The sequence below is a fragment of the Fretibacterium fastidiosum genome (genome assembly GCF_964642095.1).
Taxonomy (GTDB): Bacteria; Synergistota; Synergistia; order Synergistales; family Aminobacteriaceae; genus Fretibacterium; species Fretibacterium fastidiosum.
Window position 1 is genome coordinate 2,740,770 of record NZ_OZ209244.1, and the last position, 14,811, is coordinate 2,755,580.

Consider the following 14,811-nt stretch of genomic DNA (forward strand, 5'->3'; position numbering starts at 1 on the left):
AACGAAAGAGAGCTGACGGCTCAAGGGGCCGAAGGGCCGTTCACCTTCGACATCGCCTTCTGGACGTCCATGGTGAGCCAGGCCTCGACGGCCTCCTCCACGCGGTCCAGGACGGAGGGCAGGAGCTCGCGCTCCTCGGCGGTCAGGTGCCCCAGAACGCGGCTCACCATGCTGCCCGGACCGCTGCCCAGGCCGATGCGCAGGCGCGGGACCGAGAGCGTCCCCAGGGCGCCCAGGACGGATGCCAGGCCGTTGTGCCCTCCCGCGCTGCCCTGAGCCCGCAGCCTGAGCCCCCCGTAGGGAAGCGCCAGGTCGTCGTAGACGATCAGGACGTCCTCCGGGGCAAGTTTGTAGAAGTCGAAAGCCTCCCGCACCGACTGTCCGCTGAGGTTCATGAAGGTCAGCGGCTTCAGGAGGACGCCGAAGCCGGCGCGCCAGAACTCCCCGCGAAACTTCAGCTGCGGCTTCCCCAGTCCGAAGCGCTGCGCCAGATGGTCCACGGACAGCCAGCCCATGTTGTGCCGCGTGAAGGCATACTCTTCGCCTGGGTTGCCCAGCCCCGCTATCAACTTCATGGGAGCTTGGTCCAAAGGGGCGTTTACTCGGACTTCTCCCCGTCGCCCTCCGCTTCCCTGGCCGCCTTGCCCTTGGCCACGACCTCGACGTCAGCGGGCTCTTCGCCCTCCGCCGCTGCGGACTCCCCGACGCCCCTCGACATGACGACGACGGCCACGATCTCATCCGGATCGGCCTTGAGCTCGACGCCCTCCGGCAGAGCCAGGTCGCGCACATGGATGGCGTCGCCGATCTGAAGCGCGGAGACGTCAACGGTGAGCACGTCTGGAATGTTCATGGGCAGGGTCTCCACCTCCACCTCCCGCAGCGTCTCGAGGACGCCGCCGTCCTTGACGCCGGGCGCGCTCTCGCGGCCGAGGACCTCGATGGGAATGTTGACCGTGATCTTGCGGCCCTTGATCAGGCGCAGGAAGTCCACGTGCAGGGGGCAGTCCGTAAGGGGGTTGACCTGCACCTCGCGGATGATGCACATCTCCTCCGTGCCGTCCGGCAGCGTCACGTTCAGGCGCATGGACTCCCAACGGCCCGTGGCCAGGATGCGCTCGACGTCCCGGGTCTTCAACTTGCCCTGGACGGACTTCTCCATCTGGGGCCCGTAGAAGATGCAGGGCGTGTACCCCTTCCTGCGAAGCCTCCCGTTCGCTCCCTTGCCGGTTTCCTCTCTGGGCTCCATCACTAGCGTTACTCGCTCAGACACACTCAACAGCTCCTTTGCAAACTCAAAAGTATGTCGCCCCTCCTGGGGCGGACAGGACAAGATTATACAACAGCCCTGGGCTTCAGGTTAATTGTCGAAGAGGCTGCTCACGGACCGCTCGCTGTGGACCCTCATGATGGCCTCCGCGAAGAGCGGCGCGATGGACAGCTGTTGCACCCTGGAGGAACGCTTGGCCTCCGGCATGGGGATCGTGTCGGAGAAGATCAGCTTCTCGATGACGGACTTCTCGATGCGCTCCATCGCCGGCCCCGACAGGACCGCGTGGGTCGCGCAGGCGAAGACCCGCCGGCAGCCCCGCTCCTTCAGGCCGGCGGCCGCGTTGCAGATCGTGCCCGCCGTGTCGATGATGTCGTCCACCAGGATGGCCGTCTTGCCCTCCACCTCTCCGATGATGTCCATGACCTCCGAGACGTTGGCCACCTCGTGGGAGCGGCGCTTGTCCACGATGGCGAGGTCCGACTTCAGCATGATCGCGAAGCTGCGGGCCCGCGAGACGCCCCCCACGTCGGGGGAGACCACGACGACCTCGCCCTTTGGAATCTCCTCCGACAGGCTGTCGCGGAAGTAGGACGCGAGAAGGGGCATCCCGGTCAGGTGATCGACGGGGATGTCGAAGAAGCCCTGAATCTGCCCTGCATGCAGGTCCGCCGTGATCACGCGGTCCACGCCGCTGTGGGTCAGGAGGTTCGCGACGAGTTTCGCCGTAATGGGCTCACGCGGCTTGGTCTTGCGATCCTGACGAGCGTAGCCGAAATAGGGGATGACGGCGTTCACGCGGTAGGCCGAGGCCCGCTTGAAGGCGTCCGACATGATCCACAGCTGAATCAGGTTGTCGTTGGCGGGCTCACAGGTGGGCTGCACCACGAAGACGTCCGCGCCCCGCACGCTCTCGTCCAACGAGAGCCCCAGCTCGCCGTCCGAGAAACGATAGTGCCTCGCGGCGGAGAGCCGGACGCCCAACTCGCTGCAGATGCGTTTGGCAAAATCCGGATGCGCCGTACCCGAAAAAATCTTGAGATCCTTCATTCCTGACACGCTCCTACCCCTGCTCAATCCTTAGCCCTACGGGATGCCCAGCCGTCGATGTTGCGCTGACGCGCGCGCCCCACGCCCAAAGCGCCATCGGGAACGGGACCCGTGATCACGGACCCCGCGGCCGTAGCCGCGCCGTTCCCCATGGTCACGGGAGCCACAAACATGGTGTCCGATCCGACGAAACAGTGGTCCCCAATCTTCGTCGGATGCTTTTCCCTGCCGTCGTAGTTGCAGGTGATCGTCCCCGCGCCGATGTTGACGCCCAGGCCCAACGTCGCGTCACCGAGGTAGGACAGGTGAGGCACCTTGCTCCCCTGCCCCACCGTGGTCCTCTTCAGCTCCACGAACTTTCCGGCGAAGGCGCGTTCCGCAAGACAGCACCCATCCCGAATGTAGACGAAGGGCCCGGCCTTCGAGAAGTCCTTCATTTCGCTGTCCTCGATCAGCACGTGCGCCGCAAGCGTCACCCCGCGGCCCAGCACCGCGTTCGTCAGGATGGAGCCGGACCCGATGAAGGACCCCTCGCCCACCCGGCTGCGCCCCCACAGCTGGACGTTCGGCATCAACACGACGTCCTGCGCCAGCTCGACGTCCGGGCCGATCCAGGCCGAGGCGGGGTCCGCCATCCTCACGCCGCGCTCCATCCAGAACGCGGCGATTCGGTCCCGCATCAGGGCCGAGGCGCGGGCCAGCTCCGCCTGCGTGTTGACGCCCATCATCTCCTCCTCCGGCATCGGGTAGGCCTCGACGCGGCACCCCTCCTCCGCCATCAGGGACAGGGCGTCCGGAAGGTAGTACTCGCCCTGCGCGTTGCGGTTCTCGATGCGCCCGATCACGCCCCTGAGGGCGCTTGTCCGAAAGACGTAACAGCCGGCGTTCACCTCGTTCACCCTGCGCTGTTCGGCGGAGGCGTCCCGATATTCCACGACGCGCACCCCCGACTCGCTGCGGAGGACGCGGCCGTAGGCTCCAGGGTCGCGCGCGACGAAGCTGATGACGGCGCAGTCCGGGCCCTCCGTCCGGCAGCGTTCCAGGAGGGACCGCAGGCTCTCCGGCCTCATCATCGGGAGGTCCCCATTGAGGACGACGACCGTCTCGAACCGCTCCCACCAGCCCATCGCCGTGCGCACCGCGTGCGCCGTGCCCAGCTGCTCCCGCTGCCACAGGACCTCGACCTCCGGGAAGCACTCCTTCAGGTGGGCCTCGACCTGCTCGCCCCCCGAACCGACCAGGACCGCCGTCGCCTCCGCGCCACAGGAGGCGGCGCTCCGCAGCAGGTAATCCAGCATCGGTCGGTCCAGTACCGGATGCAGCACCTTAGGAAGCGCGCTCCTCATTCGAGTGCCCTTTCCCGCGGCCATCACAAGAACGCCCAAGTTCTTCACGCCCTCACCCCACTCGTGGACGGACAAAAAACAAGCGGGATATCTCCCCGCTCGTCAGGAATTCAATTTGGCTGGGGTGGCTGGATTCGAACCAGCGATGACGGAGCCAAAGTCCGTTGCCTTGCCGCTTGGCTACACCCCAAACGTGCGCCCGGACGCTGTTTGCAAGACGGCGCCGGCAGCATGAAACGATTAATTATTGCCCAAAGCCCCCCGAACGTCAAGGTCCGTTCACGGGCCCACCAGAGCGCCCAAAGGGTTCAAGACGTCAGTCACGGGAGGCGACCAGCGCCAGGAGGGCACAGATCAGGGCGTAGGGGCCTCCCCACACCAGGCCTCCCGACTCCAGGGGGAAAAACCAGGGCGCCCACCAGCCATAGAGCACGCCCAGCGGGCAGGACGAGATCGCGGCCGCGACGAGGGGCCAGTGGCTCGCCTCCGAGAACCACCGGCGCAGCCAGAAGAGCAGACCCCAGAAGGACAGCCAGAACAAGCTCCCGAAGAGCAGCGAGGAGATGAACGCCTTCAGCAGGGTCCTGACGGCAAAGGGCTCCGGCAGCAGGAAGAGGGCTGCAGCCATCAGGAGCGGGAAGGACAGAAAGAGCGCCCACGTGACGCTCCTCTTCTCGAAGTAGCTGCTGAACTCCTCCTGCTGCTTCCGGCGCCTCCCCTCCGCCGCCCGCTGGCGCTCCGTCTCCTGATGGGATGAGCGGATCACCGTCTGCCAGGGCCTGCGGGACGATTGAAAGCTCGTTCCAGCCCCTCTAACGCCCTGAGGGCGCTGGAATCCCGCCCCCTGCGTCCCCGCGGCCTGCCCCTGAAAGGGCGAACCCGGCCCGCCTGAGGAAAAGGGGGACGAGGGCTGAGCGGAATGGGACGGGAAGGGGGATTGGGCAAAGGGGTTGCCTCCCCCCATGGTCCCGCCACCATAGGCGCCCCCTCCCTGCTGGCCGAAGCCAAGGCTTTGATCGTACATGCGGCGGCTGGCGGCCCCGCGGAGGACGTTCCACGCCACAAGGACCTCCTCGAAGAGCTCGAGGGCCTGAGGACTGGCGTTGACGTCAGGGGCGTAGAGCTTCACCATGCGCCGGAACGCGGCCTTGATCTGCTCTGCGGAAGCCGTCGGCTCGACGCCGAGGATCATGTAATAATTTTTATAGGTATCCAAGGCACACTTCCTCCTAAAGCTGCAACTTCTGCCGGCGGTCTCGACCGTTCTCCCTAACGGTCGGATGGGATGCCGGCACCGTGCCTCCCACACAGGATGCCCTGCCGTATGAGCGCTCTCATCAGGGGAATCCCAACCAAAAAACAGGCTCCAGCCTCACCCGCGCCGACGTAGAGGGCAGTCAGCCCCAGGGGCGCCCCCGCGACGAGGTGAAGCATGCCCCCCACCACGATCGCGTTTACCAGCACGGGCGCCAAGGCGCCCAGCCAAAGGTTGGAGGCCCTTCGCGTCAGCACCGCGGCCAGGAGGGTGGCGCAGGAACCCGCCGCCATGTCGATCAAACCGTACCCGCCAAAGGCGTTGGCCACAAAACAGCCCACAAAGAGCCCCGGCACCGCCTCCGGCAGATAGAGTGGGAGGAGCGTCAGGGCCTCCGCGACGCGAAACTGGACCGGCCCGTAGGACAGGGGGGCCACCGCGACGGTCAGGACGGCGTACAGGGCGGCGATCATCGCGCCCGAAGCCAGAGTTCTCGTCTTCATTCTCAACCCACTCCCCCATCCCATGCATTAACCTTGATATTATATAGCGTCAAGCGGAATTTTTCGCTTGTTTTTTAAGCCGATTCCACAATTTTCTCAGGAAAGCGAGGAGCTGGGACTGACGGCCCGTGAGCGTCAGCGAACGGCTGCCGGAAGGCTCCCCGAAGGGGGGAGGGGTTTTGGGGCTTGAAAAGCGACCCCTCCGGCCCTTCGGGCCACCTCCCCTTACAGGGGAGGCAAAAAAAGAGGCGCGTTTTTCCGGCCCCCCTGCAAGGGGGGCTGCCCCGAAGGGGCTGGGACTGAAAGGGACCCATACGGTTGACAGTTCTCAGCGACTTAATCAGTGTTTCCTTAGAGCCTCAGAACACGTCGTCGGAGTTGGAGAAGAGGGGGATCGCCCCGTGGGACTCGAAGCCCGCCGCCCGATAGAAGGGCACGCCGGCCGGCGTCGCCTGGAGGACGATCCGCTCCGTCCCCAGCTCCTTCGCCGCGCGAAGGACCTCCCCCATCATGGCCATGGCCGCGCCGCGCCTGCGATACCCCGGCAGCACCGCGAAGTAGTACACGCCAAGCGACGCAGCAAAGGGAGACAGGAGGAACGTCCCCACGGCCTCCTCCCCCGCCATGGCCGCCCCAAGCCTCAGGGGCGAGTCCGCCATGGCCTCCGCCCCGTTCAACGCGGACACGGGAACGGGAGGCTCGCCGCCAAAGGCCAGCCACGCGACGCTCGCCCACCGCAGCGCCTCCTCGCGGGTCCTCACGGTCCGGAAGGTCAGCTCCTTCCCCCCGCGTCCCGGATCGGCGTCGGCGGGAAGGCTCATCGCCTCGAGCTGCCCCGCCTCCTTCAGCCCCGCTGCACGCAGCGTTTCCGCCGCCTCGCAGTCCCCGGGCAGCGGCCACACGAAGGGCAGGCCCCTGTCTCCAAAGAAGCGCAGGGCCGCCTCCGCCCGCTCCTGCGTCACGAGGTCCGGCTGAAGCCAGACCCAGTTCTCCGACGCGGACCTGGAGCGCGTGGAGAGGCAGAAGCCCCCTTCCGGGGACAGGTCCATGGCCTCCGAGGCGGAAAGCCCCCGCAGCACGTCCAGAAAGGCCCCAAGGTTGCTCCACACGGCGCCAAAGCAGTCGTTCATCTCCGCTCCTCCTGCGTCCTATCGGGCCCCGGCGTCGGGACAGAGCAGCACTCGCTCATCCGCCCGCCTCAAGGCGGAGATCAAATCGTCCAGACGCCGCAGCCCGTCCGGACCGGCACCCTCGACCTTCGCGTCCAGGAGCCTCAGGTCCACCCGCTCCCCTGCGGCGAACAAGTCCGAGAGCCCCCAGGCCAGGGAGAGGGCTGCGTCCTCCGCCCCATGGTTCAGCGTCAATGGGGCCTCGCCGGGCGTCAGGACCCTCATGCCGGCCTCGGTGCGGCGGGCGTTGGCACACTCCAGGACCGCGCTGAAGACCAGCTCGCTCAGCTCGCGCCGGACGTCTCCGCCGCTCAAGCTCAGCTCAAGGTCCCAGAGGCGCAGGTGCAGACCTTCGCAAAACTCCCCATACAGCTTCACCGATGCCGAATCCCTGGGCAGGGCGAGGCAGAGCTCCCCTGCCCGGCGGTTCAGGTCCAGCAGCCGGCGCAGGAGGGTGTCTCCGTCGCCCAGGGAGGTGCGAAGCCCGCCCAGGCGCGACTGCAGCTCCATCTGCAGAGACTTTGCATTCTCCCGTGCGGCGGTGAGGTCCAGGTCTGCCTGCGCCAGCTCCCCCAGGCGCCCCTGGAGGTCCCGCCGTTCCTCGCCGGACAGGCAGGCGGAGATGTAATCGTTCTCGTTCTTGAAGCCCAGGGACAGCATGTGCTTGCCGAAGGCGATCTCGCCCCTTTGAAGCTCCTCCCGCAGCGTCGCCAGCTTCGTCTCCAGCTCGTGGAGCGAGGCCATGATCTCCTGAAGCCTGGCGCTCCCCTCGGACCGTGCCAGGCGGCGGACCTCGAGCTGCTGCCGCAGGTCCTCCACATCCCGCTCCATGCGCGCCTTCTCCGACGCCGGGTCCTTCGAGTTGAACAGGATGATCCGCTTCTGCTGCAGGCTGTCCCGCTCCGCCTCGACGGTCCGCAGCTCCCGCGTCAGCTCCTCCCTGCGCAGCTTGAAGGCCTCCAGCTCCTTCCTTACAGCGGCGGCCGAGGCCTGAGCCGCGGAGAACTCTCGCTCCAGCTCGTCCCGACGTGATGCGTTCTCCTGCCATTCCGCAGCGCGGACCTCCAGGGCCCTGATGACGGATTCGGGATTCTCGTCGGGGATGCTCTTGTAGCCGTAGGGGGAGAGCTGGGCGATCAGCTCCCGGCGCAGCGCGTTGAACGCCTCCTCCTGGCTGCGGCTCTCGCCCTCGACCCGCGCTTCCTCGGAGCGCTCGTTCTGAAGCTGAAACAGCGCCTCCTGGTGGTAGCGCGTCAGCTCCTCGCGGCTCTCGCGGATCCGCGCCAGTTCGTCCGCCGCGGCGTCCCGGTCGCGCTGCGCCGCCTCGGCGGCCTCCAGAGCGTTTCGCGCGCGCTGAAGCTGGTCGCGCGTCTTCTGGCGCACGCGGTCCAGCTCCTCGAGGGGAGGGACCCCCACGTTGAACTTCAGCCCAAGCGCCGCGACGCTCTGAGTGATGATGTCGCCCAGGCGCTCCAGGTCCTGACGCAGGTCCTCCTCGCCGCGCCCGATGGAGGATATCTCGCCGACGAGCCACCCCGCGCGGGACTGCCGTCCCTTGAGCTCCGCCCTCAGCTCCTCCATGGCCTTCGTGGCGTCGTTGAGCTGGCGGCTGACCTCATCCGTCTCCGGGACGGCGGCCCCCGACGCATAGGGGTGCGTCATGGCGCCGCACAGGGGGCAGGGCACCCCGTCCTCCAGGAGCCCCCTCATGCCGCCCAGGTCCTCCATCCCCTGAAGCAGCCGGACGCGCCCCTCCAGTTTCTGGATTTCCTCCTGCAGCGCCTCCGCCTTGCCGGACTGCGCCACGTCCCGGATGTTCAGCTCCCGCGTCTCCTGCTGCATCCTCAGGCGCCGGGCCTGAAGCTCCTGCAGCCGCTCCTGGAGCTCCTGTTCCTCCCGGAAGCGCGACGCCAAATGCTCAAGCTCCTCCAGGCGCCGGACGAGTTGATCACAGGCGCTGCGCCACTCCTCAAGCGACTTGCCCTTCAGGGAGGACTCGTAGAACGTCTGGGCCCGCTGATAGTTCTTCTCCACCACGGTGAACCGGTGCGCCACGTCGGAGAACATCGCCTGACGGTCGTTCAGCGCGGTCTGGGCCTCCTGCTTCTTCCGGATGGCTAGGGCGTAGCTCTCGCGGAAGGCACTGCGCCGCTCCAGGGCTTCGCGGTAGAGGCCGAAACACTTCTGTATTCCCGGCAGGCCCGTCGCGAGGCGCTCGTCGGCGGCGTGGAGCTGAAGGGCCTTTCGGACCTCCCTGAGGGAAAGGCTCAACTTCTCCACCGCCAGCTGCTCGCCCTCAAGCCGCGCCGTCCGATCCCGAAGCTCCTGCCCCGCCTGCGCCAGCCGGGCCTCCAAAGCTTGAGCCGCCTCCTGCCGGTCCCGAAGCTGGCGGTCCAGGTCCTGAACCGTCAGCACCGTCTCGGCCAGGCGCTTCTGGGCGATCAGACGGTCCCGAAACTCCGACTCCTTGACGGTGAAGGCCTCCTCCGCGTTCTGAAGCTCCGTCCTGACCGCCGTCATGCTCTCCTTCAGCGCCAGCTGCGCCGTGCGGGCCTGGTCCCGCTCCTGGCGCATCCGCCGGATGCCCTCGTACTCGTCCCCCAGTTCCAGGGCCCTGCGCCCGCGCTCCAGCCGCTGCTCCATCGGCAGGAAGAGCGCCTTCTCCCGCTCCCACTCCCCGCGGCGGCGGTCCAGCTCCCGGACCTCCTCCGCCGCGCTTCGGACCAGGAAGCCACAGTGTACCTCCCTGGCCCGGCGGTCCAGGAGGGACTCCACGCCGGCGATCTCGTCAAGCGTCCGCGCCAGCTCATCGCTCGCGGCCTCAGCCTGTGCGGCGGGGAGGGCGCCGCGGCGCCGAAGCCCCTGATACCTTCGCCAGGACAGCGCGGAAACCTCCCCCCGCAGGGCGGGCCCCACAAGGGCGTCCAACAGGGCCGCGCGGTCCGGCGAGGGGGCGGCCAGGAGCGCGGCAAAGCCGCGTTGGGCCAAAAACACCTGATGCAGGAACGCCTCCGGCGAAAGGGAGTTCCACCCCTCCGCCCCTCCGCCGCCCCCCTCTCCGACGGCCGGCGCGGGGCCTTCCGGCCGGAGCTCGCGCACAACCCGGCGGCGCGTCCCCCCGGCTTCAAGGAGGACCTCCACCCTTCGGGGCTCCTCCACCTCGACGGCCCTGGGCCACGCAGCGCCGTAAAGCGCAAGTCCCAGGAGGTCCGGCAGGCGCGGGTCCGCGTGCAGGACCCCCGTGGCAGCCGGCCCATCGAGGGCCAGCAGCCAGCCCTCCGCGCCTGCGGAAGGGGCCGCGGACGCCTCAAGCCGCTCGAATTTTACTTGAAGGATGTGTATCAAAACAAAGGGCCTCCTCTGGAAGTCTTCGAACGGGGCGCAGGCACGGCGGAAGAATCGCGGCGGAAGAATGTGCCCCAAACGGCTTTTCATTATAAACCATTGACGGAAAAGTTCGGAGCAAAAAGCGGGACGACGGGGCCTTCAAACGACGGCCTTTCAACGCAGAAGCGGGCGCAGACGAAAAGGGCGGCCCTCGCGGGGCCGCCCGGTTTGTCCTGTGGGATGCGGATCAGCGCTTCAGGTTCACGACCTCCTCAAGGATCTGGTCGCTCACCGTCACGACGCGGGTGTTGGCCTGGAAGCCGCGCTGGGCGATGATGAGGTGCGTGAACTCCTCCGTCAGGTCCACGTTCGACATCTCCAGGTTCTGGGACAGGATCGAGCCCTTGCCGTTGACGCCCGCCCCGTCGACGTTGGCGTTGCCGGAGTTCACCGTCTCCTGGAACATCGTGTCGCCCGACTTCTCGAGGCCCTGCTCGTTGGTGAAGGTCGCAAGCGCCACGCGGTACATGGGGAGGCGCTGGCCGTTGGTGTACTTGCCCGTGATGATGCCGTCGCTGCCCACCGAGTAGCCCTCCAGGACGCCCATCTTGTAGCCGTCCTGGTACACGGCCTTGGTGGTGGTGTCGGAGGCGTACTGCGTCACGCCCTTCAGCTTGTCGCCGTCGCCGCCGAAGTTCAGCTTCACCGTCTGGTTCGTCATCCCCTTGAGGCTGAAGGGGATCTCGATCTCCTGCTCCAGGGGATCGCAGATGGGGCCGCAGCCGCAGAAGGCGATCTCGCCCGAGTTGGGCTGGGGGACGATGTCGCTCGACGTCGCCGTGGTCGTGCTGCCGTCTTCGCAGGTGGGCCCCGACTGGACCTGTTTGCCGTCCTTGTCCAGCAGGAATGCCTCCCACCGCCAGCGGTTCTCGGTGATCTTCTTGAAGTTGACCTCCAGCGTGTACTCGTTGCCCTTGCAGTCGAAGATCGTCTGCTTCGTCTGGTGGTAGCCGCCCTGGTTGATCTGGGCCAGGGTGTCAAAGGGCTCCTTGGGATTCGCGAGGTCCTTGGCCTGCTGAACCGCCAACCCCGCCCCATTGCTGACGACCGCCACCTTGAGATTATCCGCGGTAAACCCCGCAGGAAGCGTACCCGTTATCTTTTCGACAAAATCGAACCTGCCGTCCGGCTTGAAGTGAACCGTGGCCGTCAGGGGAACCATCGTCCCGTCCCCCTTGGGATACCACATGCGCAGGGTCGCCGGCGTCCCCGAAAGCTTGCTGGGAGCCTCGTCAAACTCCGCAATAACGGGGGTCTCGGTCGCTCCGTTCTTGAGGGTGAAGGACGCATAGTTCATGCCGGCCTTCAAGTTGTAGTCAAAGACCGTCGCCCCGTCCGGGTTCTTGATCTTCAATCCGCCCGTCGCGTCGTCGTAGGCGAGCGTCATGGCCACGGCGGGATTCGTCCCCGGAAAGACCGCCGGATTGGGAACGTGCGTCCCCTCCTTCAGCTTCGGCTTGCCGCCGTCGATCCCCACCATGTCGAAGACGAGCTCCTGCTTCGTCCCGCCGTTCTCGACGGTGACGGTCAGGTACCCCTTGCCGTTCGCAGACGCCAGGTTCGTCTTGAAGCTCATGTCGTACTCCACGCCGCCCATCTTGATCTTGGCCTTGCCGCTGGGGTTCCCCGGCCATCCGCATTTTTCGTTGTACGGCAGGTCCGGGAAGCCGTAGGGAAGGTAGGCGGAGCTGCGGCTGTCCAGGTTGCACTGGTACTTCACCTCGCTCGTGGCCCTTGGGTCCAGCTTCTTGCCGATGGGGACGTTGACCGTGCTGAGGTTGTTGGACTGGACGAAGCGCGTGGGGTTCAGCGGGTCGCGCTCCATGGCGTAGCCCTGCAGTTTGTAGCCCGTTCCGGACTGCACGAAGTCCTGATTCTCGTCCTGGACGATGGCCCCCGCCCGGCTGTAGAGGTTGCTGCCGCCGCCGTTGTAGACGAAGAAGCCCTTGCCCTGGATCATCATGTCCGACGGGTTGCCCGTGTAGGACGGCGCGCCCTGGCTGAAGATCGTCTCGATGGCGCCCACCTGGGTGCCCAGGCCCACCTGCGCGGGGTTGATGCCGCCCCTGCCGTCGCCGGGTCTGGTGGCGTCCTTCTGCGCCTGATACATCAGGTCCTCGAAAATCGTAAAGTCCTTTTTAAATCCCGTGGTGTTGGCGTTGGCAATGTTGTTGCCCGTCACGTCGAGCATCGTCTGATGTGCCCGAACGCCCGTGACCGCCGTCATCAATGATCTGAGCATCCTCGTAAAGCCCTCCTGCGATAAGCGTTTCTATCCGTCGCTCCGCGAAACCGTCAGCCCTCGTCCTGAGGGTTCAGCCATCTCCGCCGTCAAACCGTTCGCGGGCTGCGCCCGCTCAACGCTTATCTCCCCGATCAGGGGGCGGCCACGCCAAGGACCTTGGCGAGCTCCACCTGCCCCTCCGCAGTGTCCAGGATCGGCCCCTTCTGCGGGTCGAAGAAGACCGCCCGCACGAGGGCGGCCGTCGGGGTCTCGACCTCCTTGCCCTTCTCATCCTTCGTGATCTTGTTGAAGGAGATGGCCTTGCCGATGTAGCTCACCGCGTCGAACTTGCTGGCCTGCGCCATGGATTCGAGGGTCTTGTTCATGTTCTGCATCTGCTCGAGGCTGCTGAACTGGGCCATCTGGGCGATGAACTCGCGGTCCTCCATGGGGTTCAGTGGGTCCTGGTTCGAGAGCTCCGCGATGAGCAACTTCAAAAATGCGTTCTTGTCCAACTCGTTCTGCCGGACCGCTCCGGTGGCGGCAGACGGGTCCGTATTCACTGCGCCGGCTACGCCGTTCACGGGCATGATAAGGTCCTCCCTTGCGTCATAAAATCGTCGATCTCAAAAGATGCGCCGGGCGCTCAGGCCACCCAGCAGAGCATCCCCTGCTCCAGGTCCACCCGGAACTCCAGGGGCTCGTCCTCCGCCGCCTCGATGCGGCGTCCTTCGCGGCGCCCGTCCCGGCCCGTGTCCCGCTGTCCGCGGCCCTCGTCCTGCTGGACGTCCACCGCGAAGTGGGCCAGCTGGACGCCCTGCTGCTCCAGCGTCATCCTGAGCTGGGTCAGCTGATCCTGCACTAGTTGTCGGACCTGTTCGCTCGCGACTTTAATGGACGCTTCGACCCCCGACGTCCCGGAGGCCAGCTCCACCGTCACCCGCCCCAGCGCGGGAGGGTCCACGACGACGCTCGCCCTTTGGGCGCCATCGGCCCGCACGAAGCGCACCACGTTCACCAGCCCCTCCCGCAGGGCCTCTCCGTGGGTGAAGTCCGCCGCCCTGGGGTTCAGGTTCAGAGGGGCCGGGGCCCCCCGCGCGGCGGTCCTGCGGTGTGCGAGGACCCCTTCAAAAAAGGACTGGAAGTCCCCCCGCTCCTGCCGGCGCTCCGGGGCCTCCCCCGCGCCGGCGCGACGCTCCGCTGCGGCCGCGCGACCAGGGTCCGTCCCGCCCCGGCGGCCTCCGGCACCGCTTTGGCCCTCCTGCGACGGGGCTTGCCGCGTCCCGGCGCCCTCCTCGCGGGGGGCTGCCTCCCCGGCCCCACGGACCTCCACGCCCCGTCGCAGTGCCGGGTCCCCATCGCGGGGGCCTCCCTGCGCCGGCTCCGCGGCCTCACGCGGCTCAGCCTCCATCCGGCGTTCCGGCGCCTGGGCCGCGCCCCCACGACGGACGGGGCGGCCCCGAAGGAGGACGTCCAGCCCCGACGCCTGTGGCTGCAACCCCGCTCCATCGGCGGCGAACTGCTGAGCGGCCGCCGGCTCCGGGGGCACGACCTGCCCCTCCTCGCCCGCCGCAGTCGGCTCCTCCGGCCCCTCGTCAGGCTCTGTCACCTCTTCGCCCCGCGGCGCGGGAGTCGTGATCTCGTCGGGGGCCCTCAGCTTTTCCGGACGCGGAGCGAAAGGGGCGACCCGCTCGTCCAGCGGCTGGGGCGCTTCCTGCGCCGGGAGCTCCGCTACGGCGTCCGGCACTGCCTCCGCCCCGCCATCCGACGCCGGCGGCTGCAGGACGTCACAGGCCTCCCTCAGGCGGGCCGCGGCGTCCTTCGCGCCACGGAGCGCCGCCAGAAGGCGCTGCCTCAGGCCCGAAGCCCCGCCCTCGTCCATCCGCGAGAGGAGGGCTTTCAGGCGCTCCCGGTCCTCCGCGCTCAGCCGATCCAGCAGGACGCTCGCCGCGTCCTCGGCCCGGTCCAGCACCTCCGGCGCGTTCGCCTGCAGGTCCTCCGCCATGGAGGCCAGGAGGTCCAGCACCGGCTTGCCGAAGGGGAAGAAACTCCCCTGCATTGCGGAATAAACCTGCTCCAGCGCGGGGTACCTCCGCCCCTCCGGCGTGGTCCCGCCGGGCTCCTGAGATGCGGCGCAGTCCGCCATCAGGCTCTCAAAGGACAGAGGCTCCGCCCCCTCCTTCGGGGAGGCCGCGCCGCAGGCGTTCCCTCCCGCCCTTCCGCTGGGAGCCGGGATGTTGACCTGCACATAGGGGAGCACTTCCGCCATCGTCTCCACGTCCTCTCGCCGGGAAGCGCCCGGAGGCGCCCCACGGAAATTTTTAAAATGGGCTACGGCCCCCTTCGGGGAGCCTCCCGGCAGCCGTTCGCTACCGCTCACGGGCCGTCAGTCCCAATCCCCACGCGCTTCGCACGGCCCAATGCAGTTTCAGGCACTAATAATACCAATTCGCGTTTAATATGGATTGCCTCCCCTGAAAGGTGAGGTGGTTCGCGTCAGCGAACCGGAGGGGTTGTTTCTCAGGCTCAACACCCCCCAGCCCCTTCGGGGCAGCCCCCCTTGCAGGGGGGCCTTTCTTGCCCTTTAGACGCAAATTGGTATAAGGA

At 67.0% G+C, this 14,811-nt stretch carries 11 protein-coding genes and 1 tRNA gene; all 12 read right to left on the reverse strand.

Going from position 1 to position 14,811, the window contains the following annotated elements; translation table 11 throughout:
* Positions 1-20: 20 nt before the first annotated feature.
* Positions 21-575 (reverse strand): aminoacyl-tRNA hydrolase, encoded by a 555-nt coding sequence (pth, locus tag ACK28C_RS12260; protein WP_208872455.1) that lies wholly within the window; start codon positions 573-575, stop codon positions 21-23.
* A gap of 23 nt (positions 576-598) precedes the next feature.
* Positions 599-1,249, reverse strand: a complete 651-nt coding sequence (locus tag ACK28C_RS12265; protein WP_015555787.1) for a 50S ribosomal protein L25 — start codon at positions 1,247-1,249, stop codon at positions 599-601.
* A gap of 111 nt (positions 1,250-1,360) precedes the next feature.
* On the reverse strand, positions 1,361-2,320 hold the full coding sequence (locus ACK28C_RS12270) for a ribose-phosphate pyrophosphokinase (protein ID WP_015555788.1): 960 nt from the start codon (positions 2,318-2,320) through the stop codon (positions 1,361-1,363).
* 23 nt (positions 2,321-2,343) lie between these two features.
* The gene (gene glmU, locus ACK28C_RS12275; protein WP_409152255.1) at positions 2,344-3,714 is read right to left on the reverse strand and encodes a bifunctional UDP-N-acetylglucosamine diphosphorylase/glucosamine-1-phosphate N-acetyltransferase GlmU; all 1,371 of its coding nucleotides are present in this window, start codon (positions 3,712-3,714) and stop codon (positions 2,344-2,346) included.
* A gap of 68 nt (positions 3,715-3,782) precedes the next feature.
* Positions 3,783-3,856 (reverse strand) — tRNA-Gln (locus ACK28C_RS12280).
* A 126-nt stretch (positions 3,857-3,982) separates the two neighbouring features.
* Positions 3,983-4,882 carry a J domain-containing protein gene (locus ACK28C_RS12285; RefSeq protein ID WP_208872456.1) on the reverse strand — a complete coding sequence of 300 codons (900 nt, stop codon included), beginning with the start codon at positions 4,880-4,882 and terminating at the stop codon, positions 3,983-3,985.
* 53 nt (positions 4,883-4,935) lie between these two features.
* Complete coding sequence (locus ACK28C_RS12290; protein WP_015555789.1) at positions 4,936-5,424, reverse strand: QueT transporter family protein; 489 nt, start codon at positions 5,422-5,424, stop codon at positions 4,936-4,938.
* A 359-nt stretch (positions 5,425-5,783) separates the two neighbouring features.
* A complete protein-coding gene (locus ACK28C_RS12295; RefSeq protein ID WP_409152256.1) occupies positions 5,784-6,554 on the reverse strand; it encodes a GNAT family N-acetyltransferase in 771 nt (256 codons plus the stop codon).
* A gap of 18 nt (positions 6,555-6,572) precedes the next feature.
* Complete coding sequence (locus ACK28C_RS12300) at positions 6,573-9,938, reverse strand: hypothetical protein (RefSeq protein ID WP_409152257.1); 3,366 nt, start codon at positions 9,936-9,938, stop codon at positions 6,573-6,575.
* Between the two features lie 229 nt (positions 9,939-10,167).
* Positions 10,168-12,222, reverse strand: a complete 2,055-nt coding sequence (locus ACK28C_RS12305; RefSeq protein WP_409152258.1) for a flagellar hook-basal body complex protein — start codon at positions 12,220-12,222, stop codon at positions 10,168-10,170.
* A 134-nt stretch (positions 12,223-12,356) separates the two neighbouring features.
* Positions 12,357-12,794, reverse strand: coding sequence for a flagellar hook capping FlgD N-terminal domain-containing protein (locus ACK28C_RS12310; protein ID WP_015555791.1), 438 nt, complete (start codon positions 12,792-12,794; stop codon positions 12,357-12,359).
* Between the two features lie 56 nt (positions 12,795-12,850).
* Positions 12,851-14,473: a flagellar hook-length control protein FliK gene (locus tag ACK28C_RS12315; protein WP_409152259.1), complete on the reverse strand. Its 1,623-nt coding sequence runs from the start codon at positions 14,471-14,473 to the stop codon at positions 12,851-12,853.
* Positions 14,474-14,811: the final 338 nt, after the last annotated feature.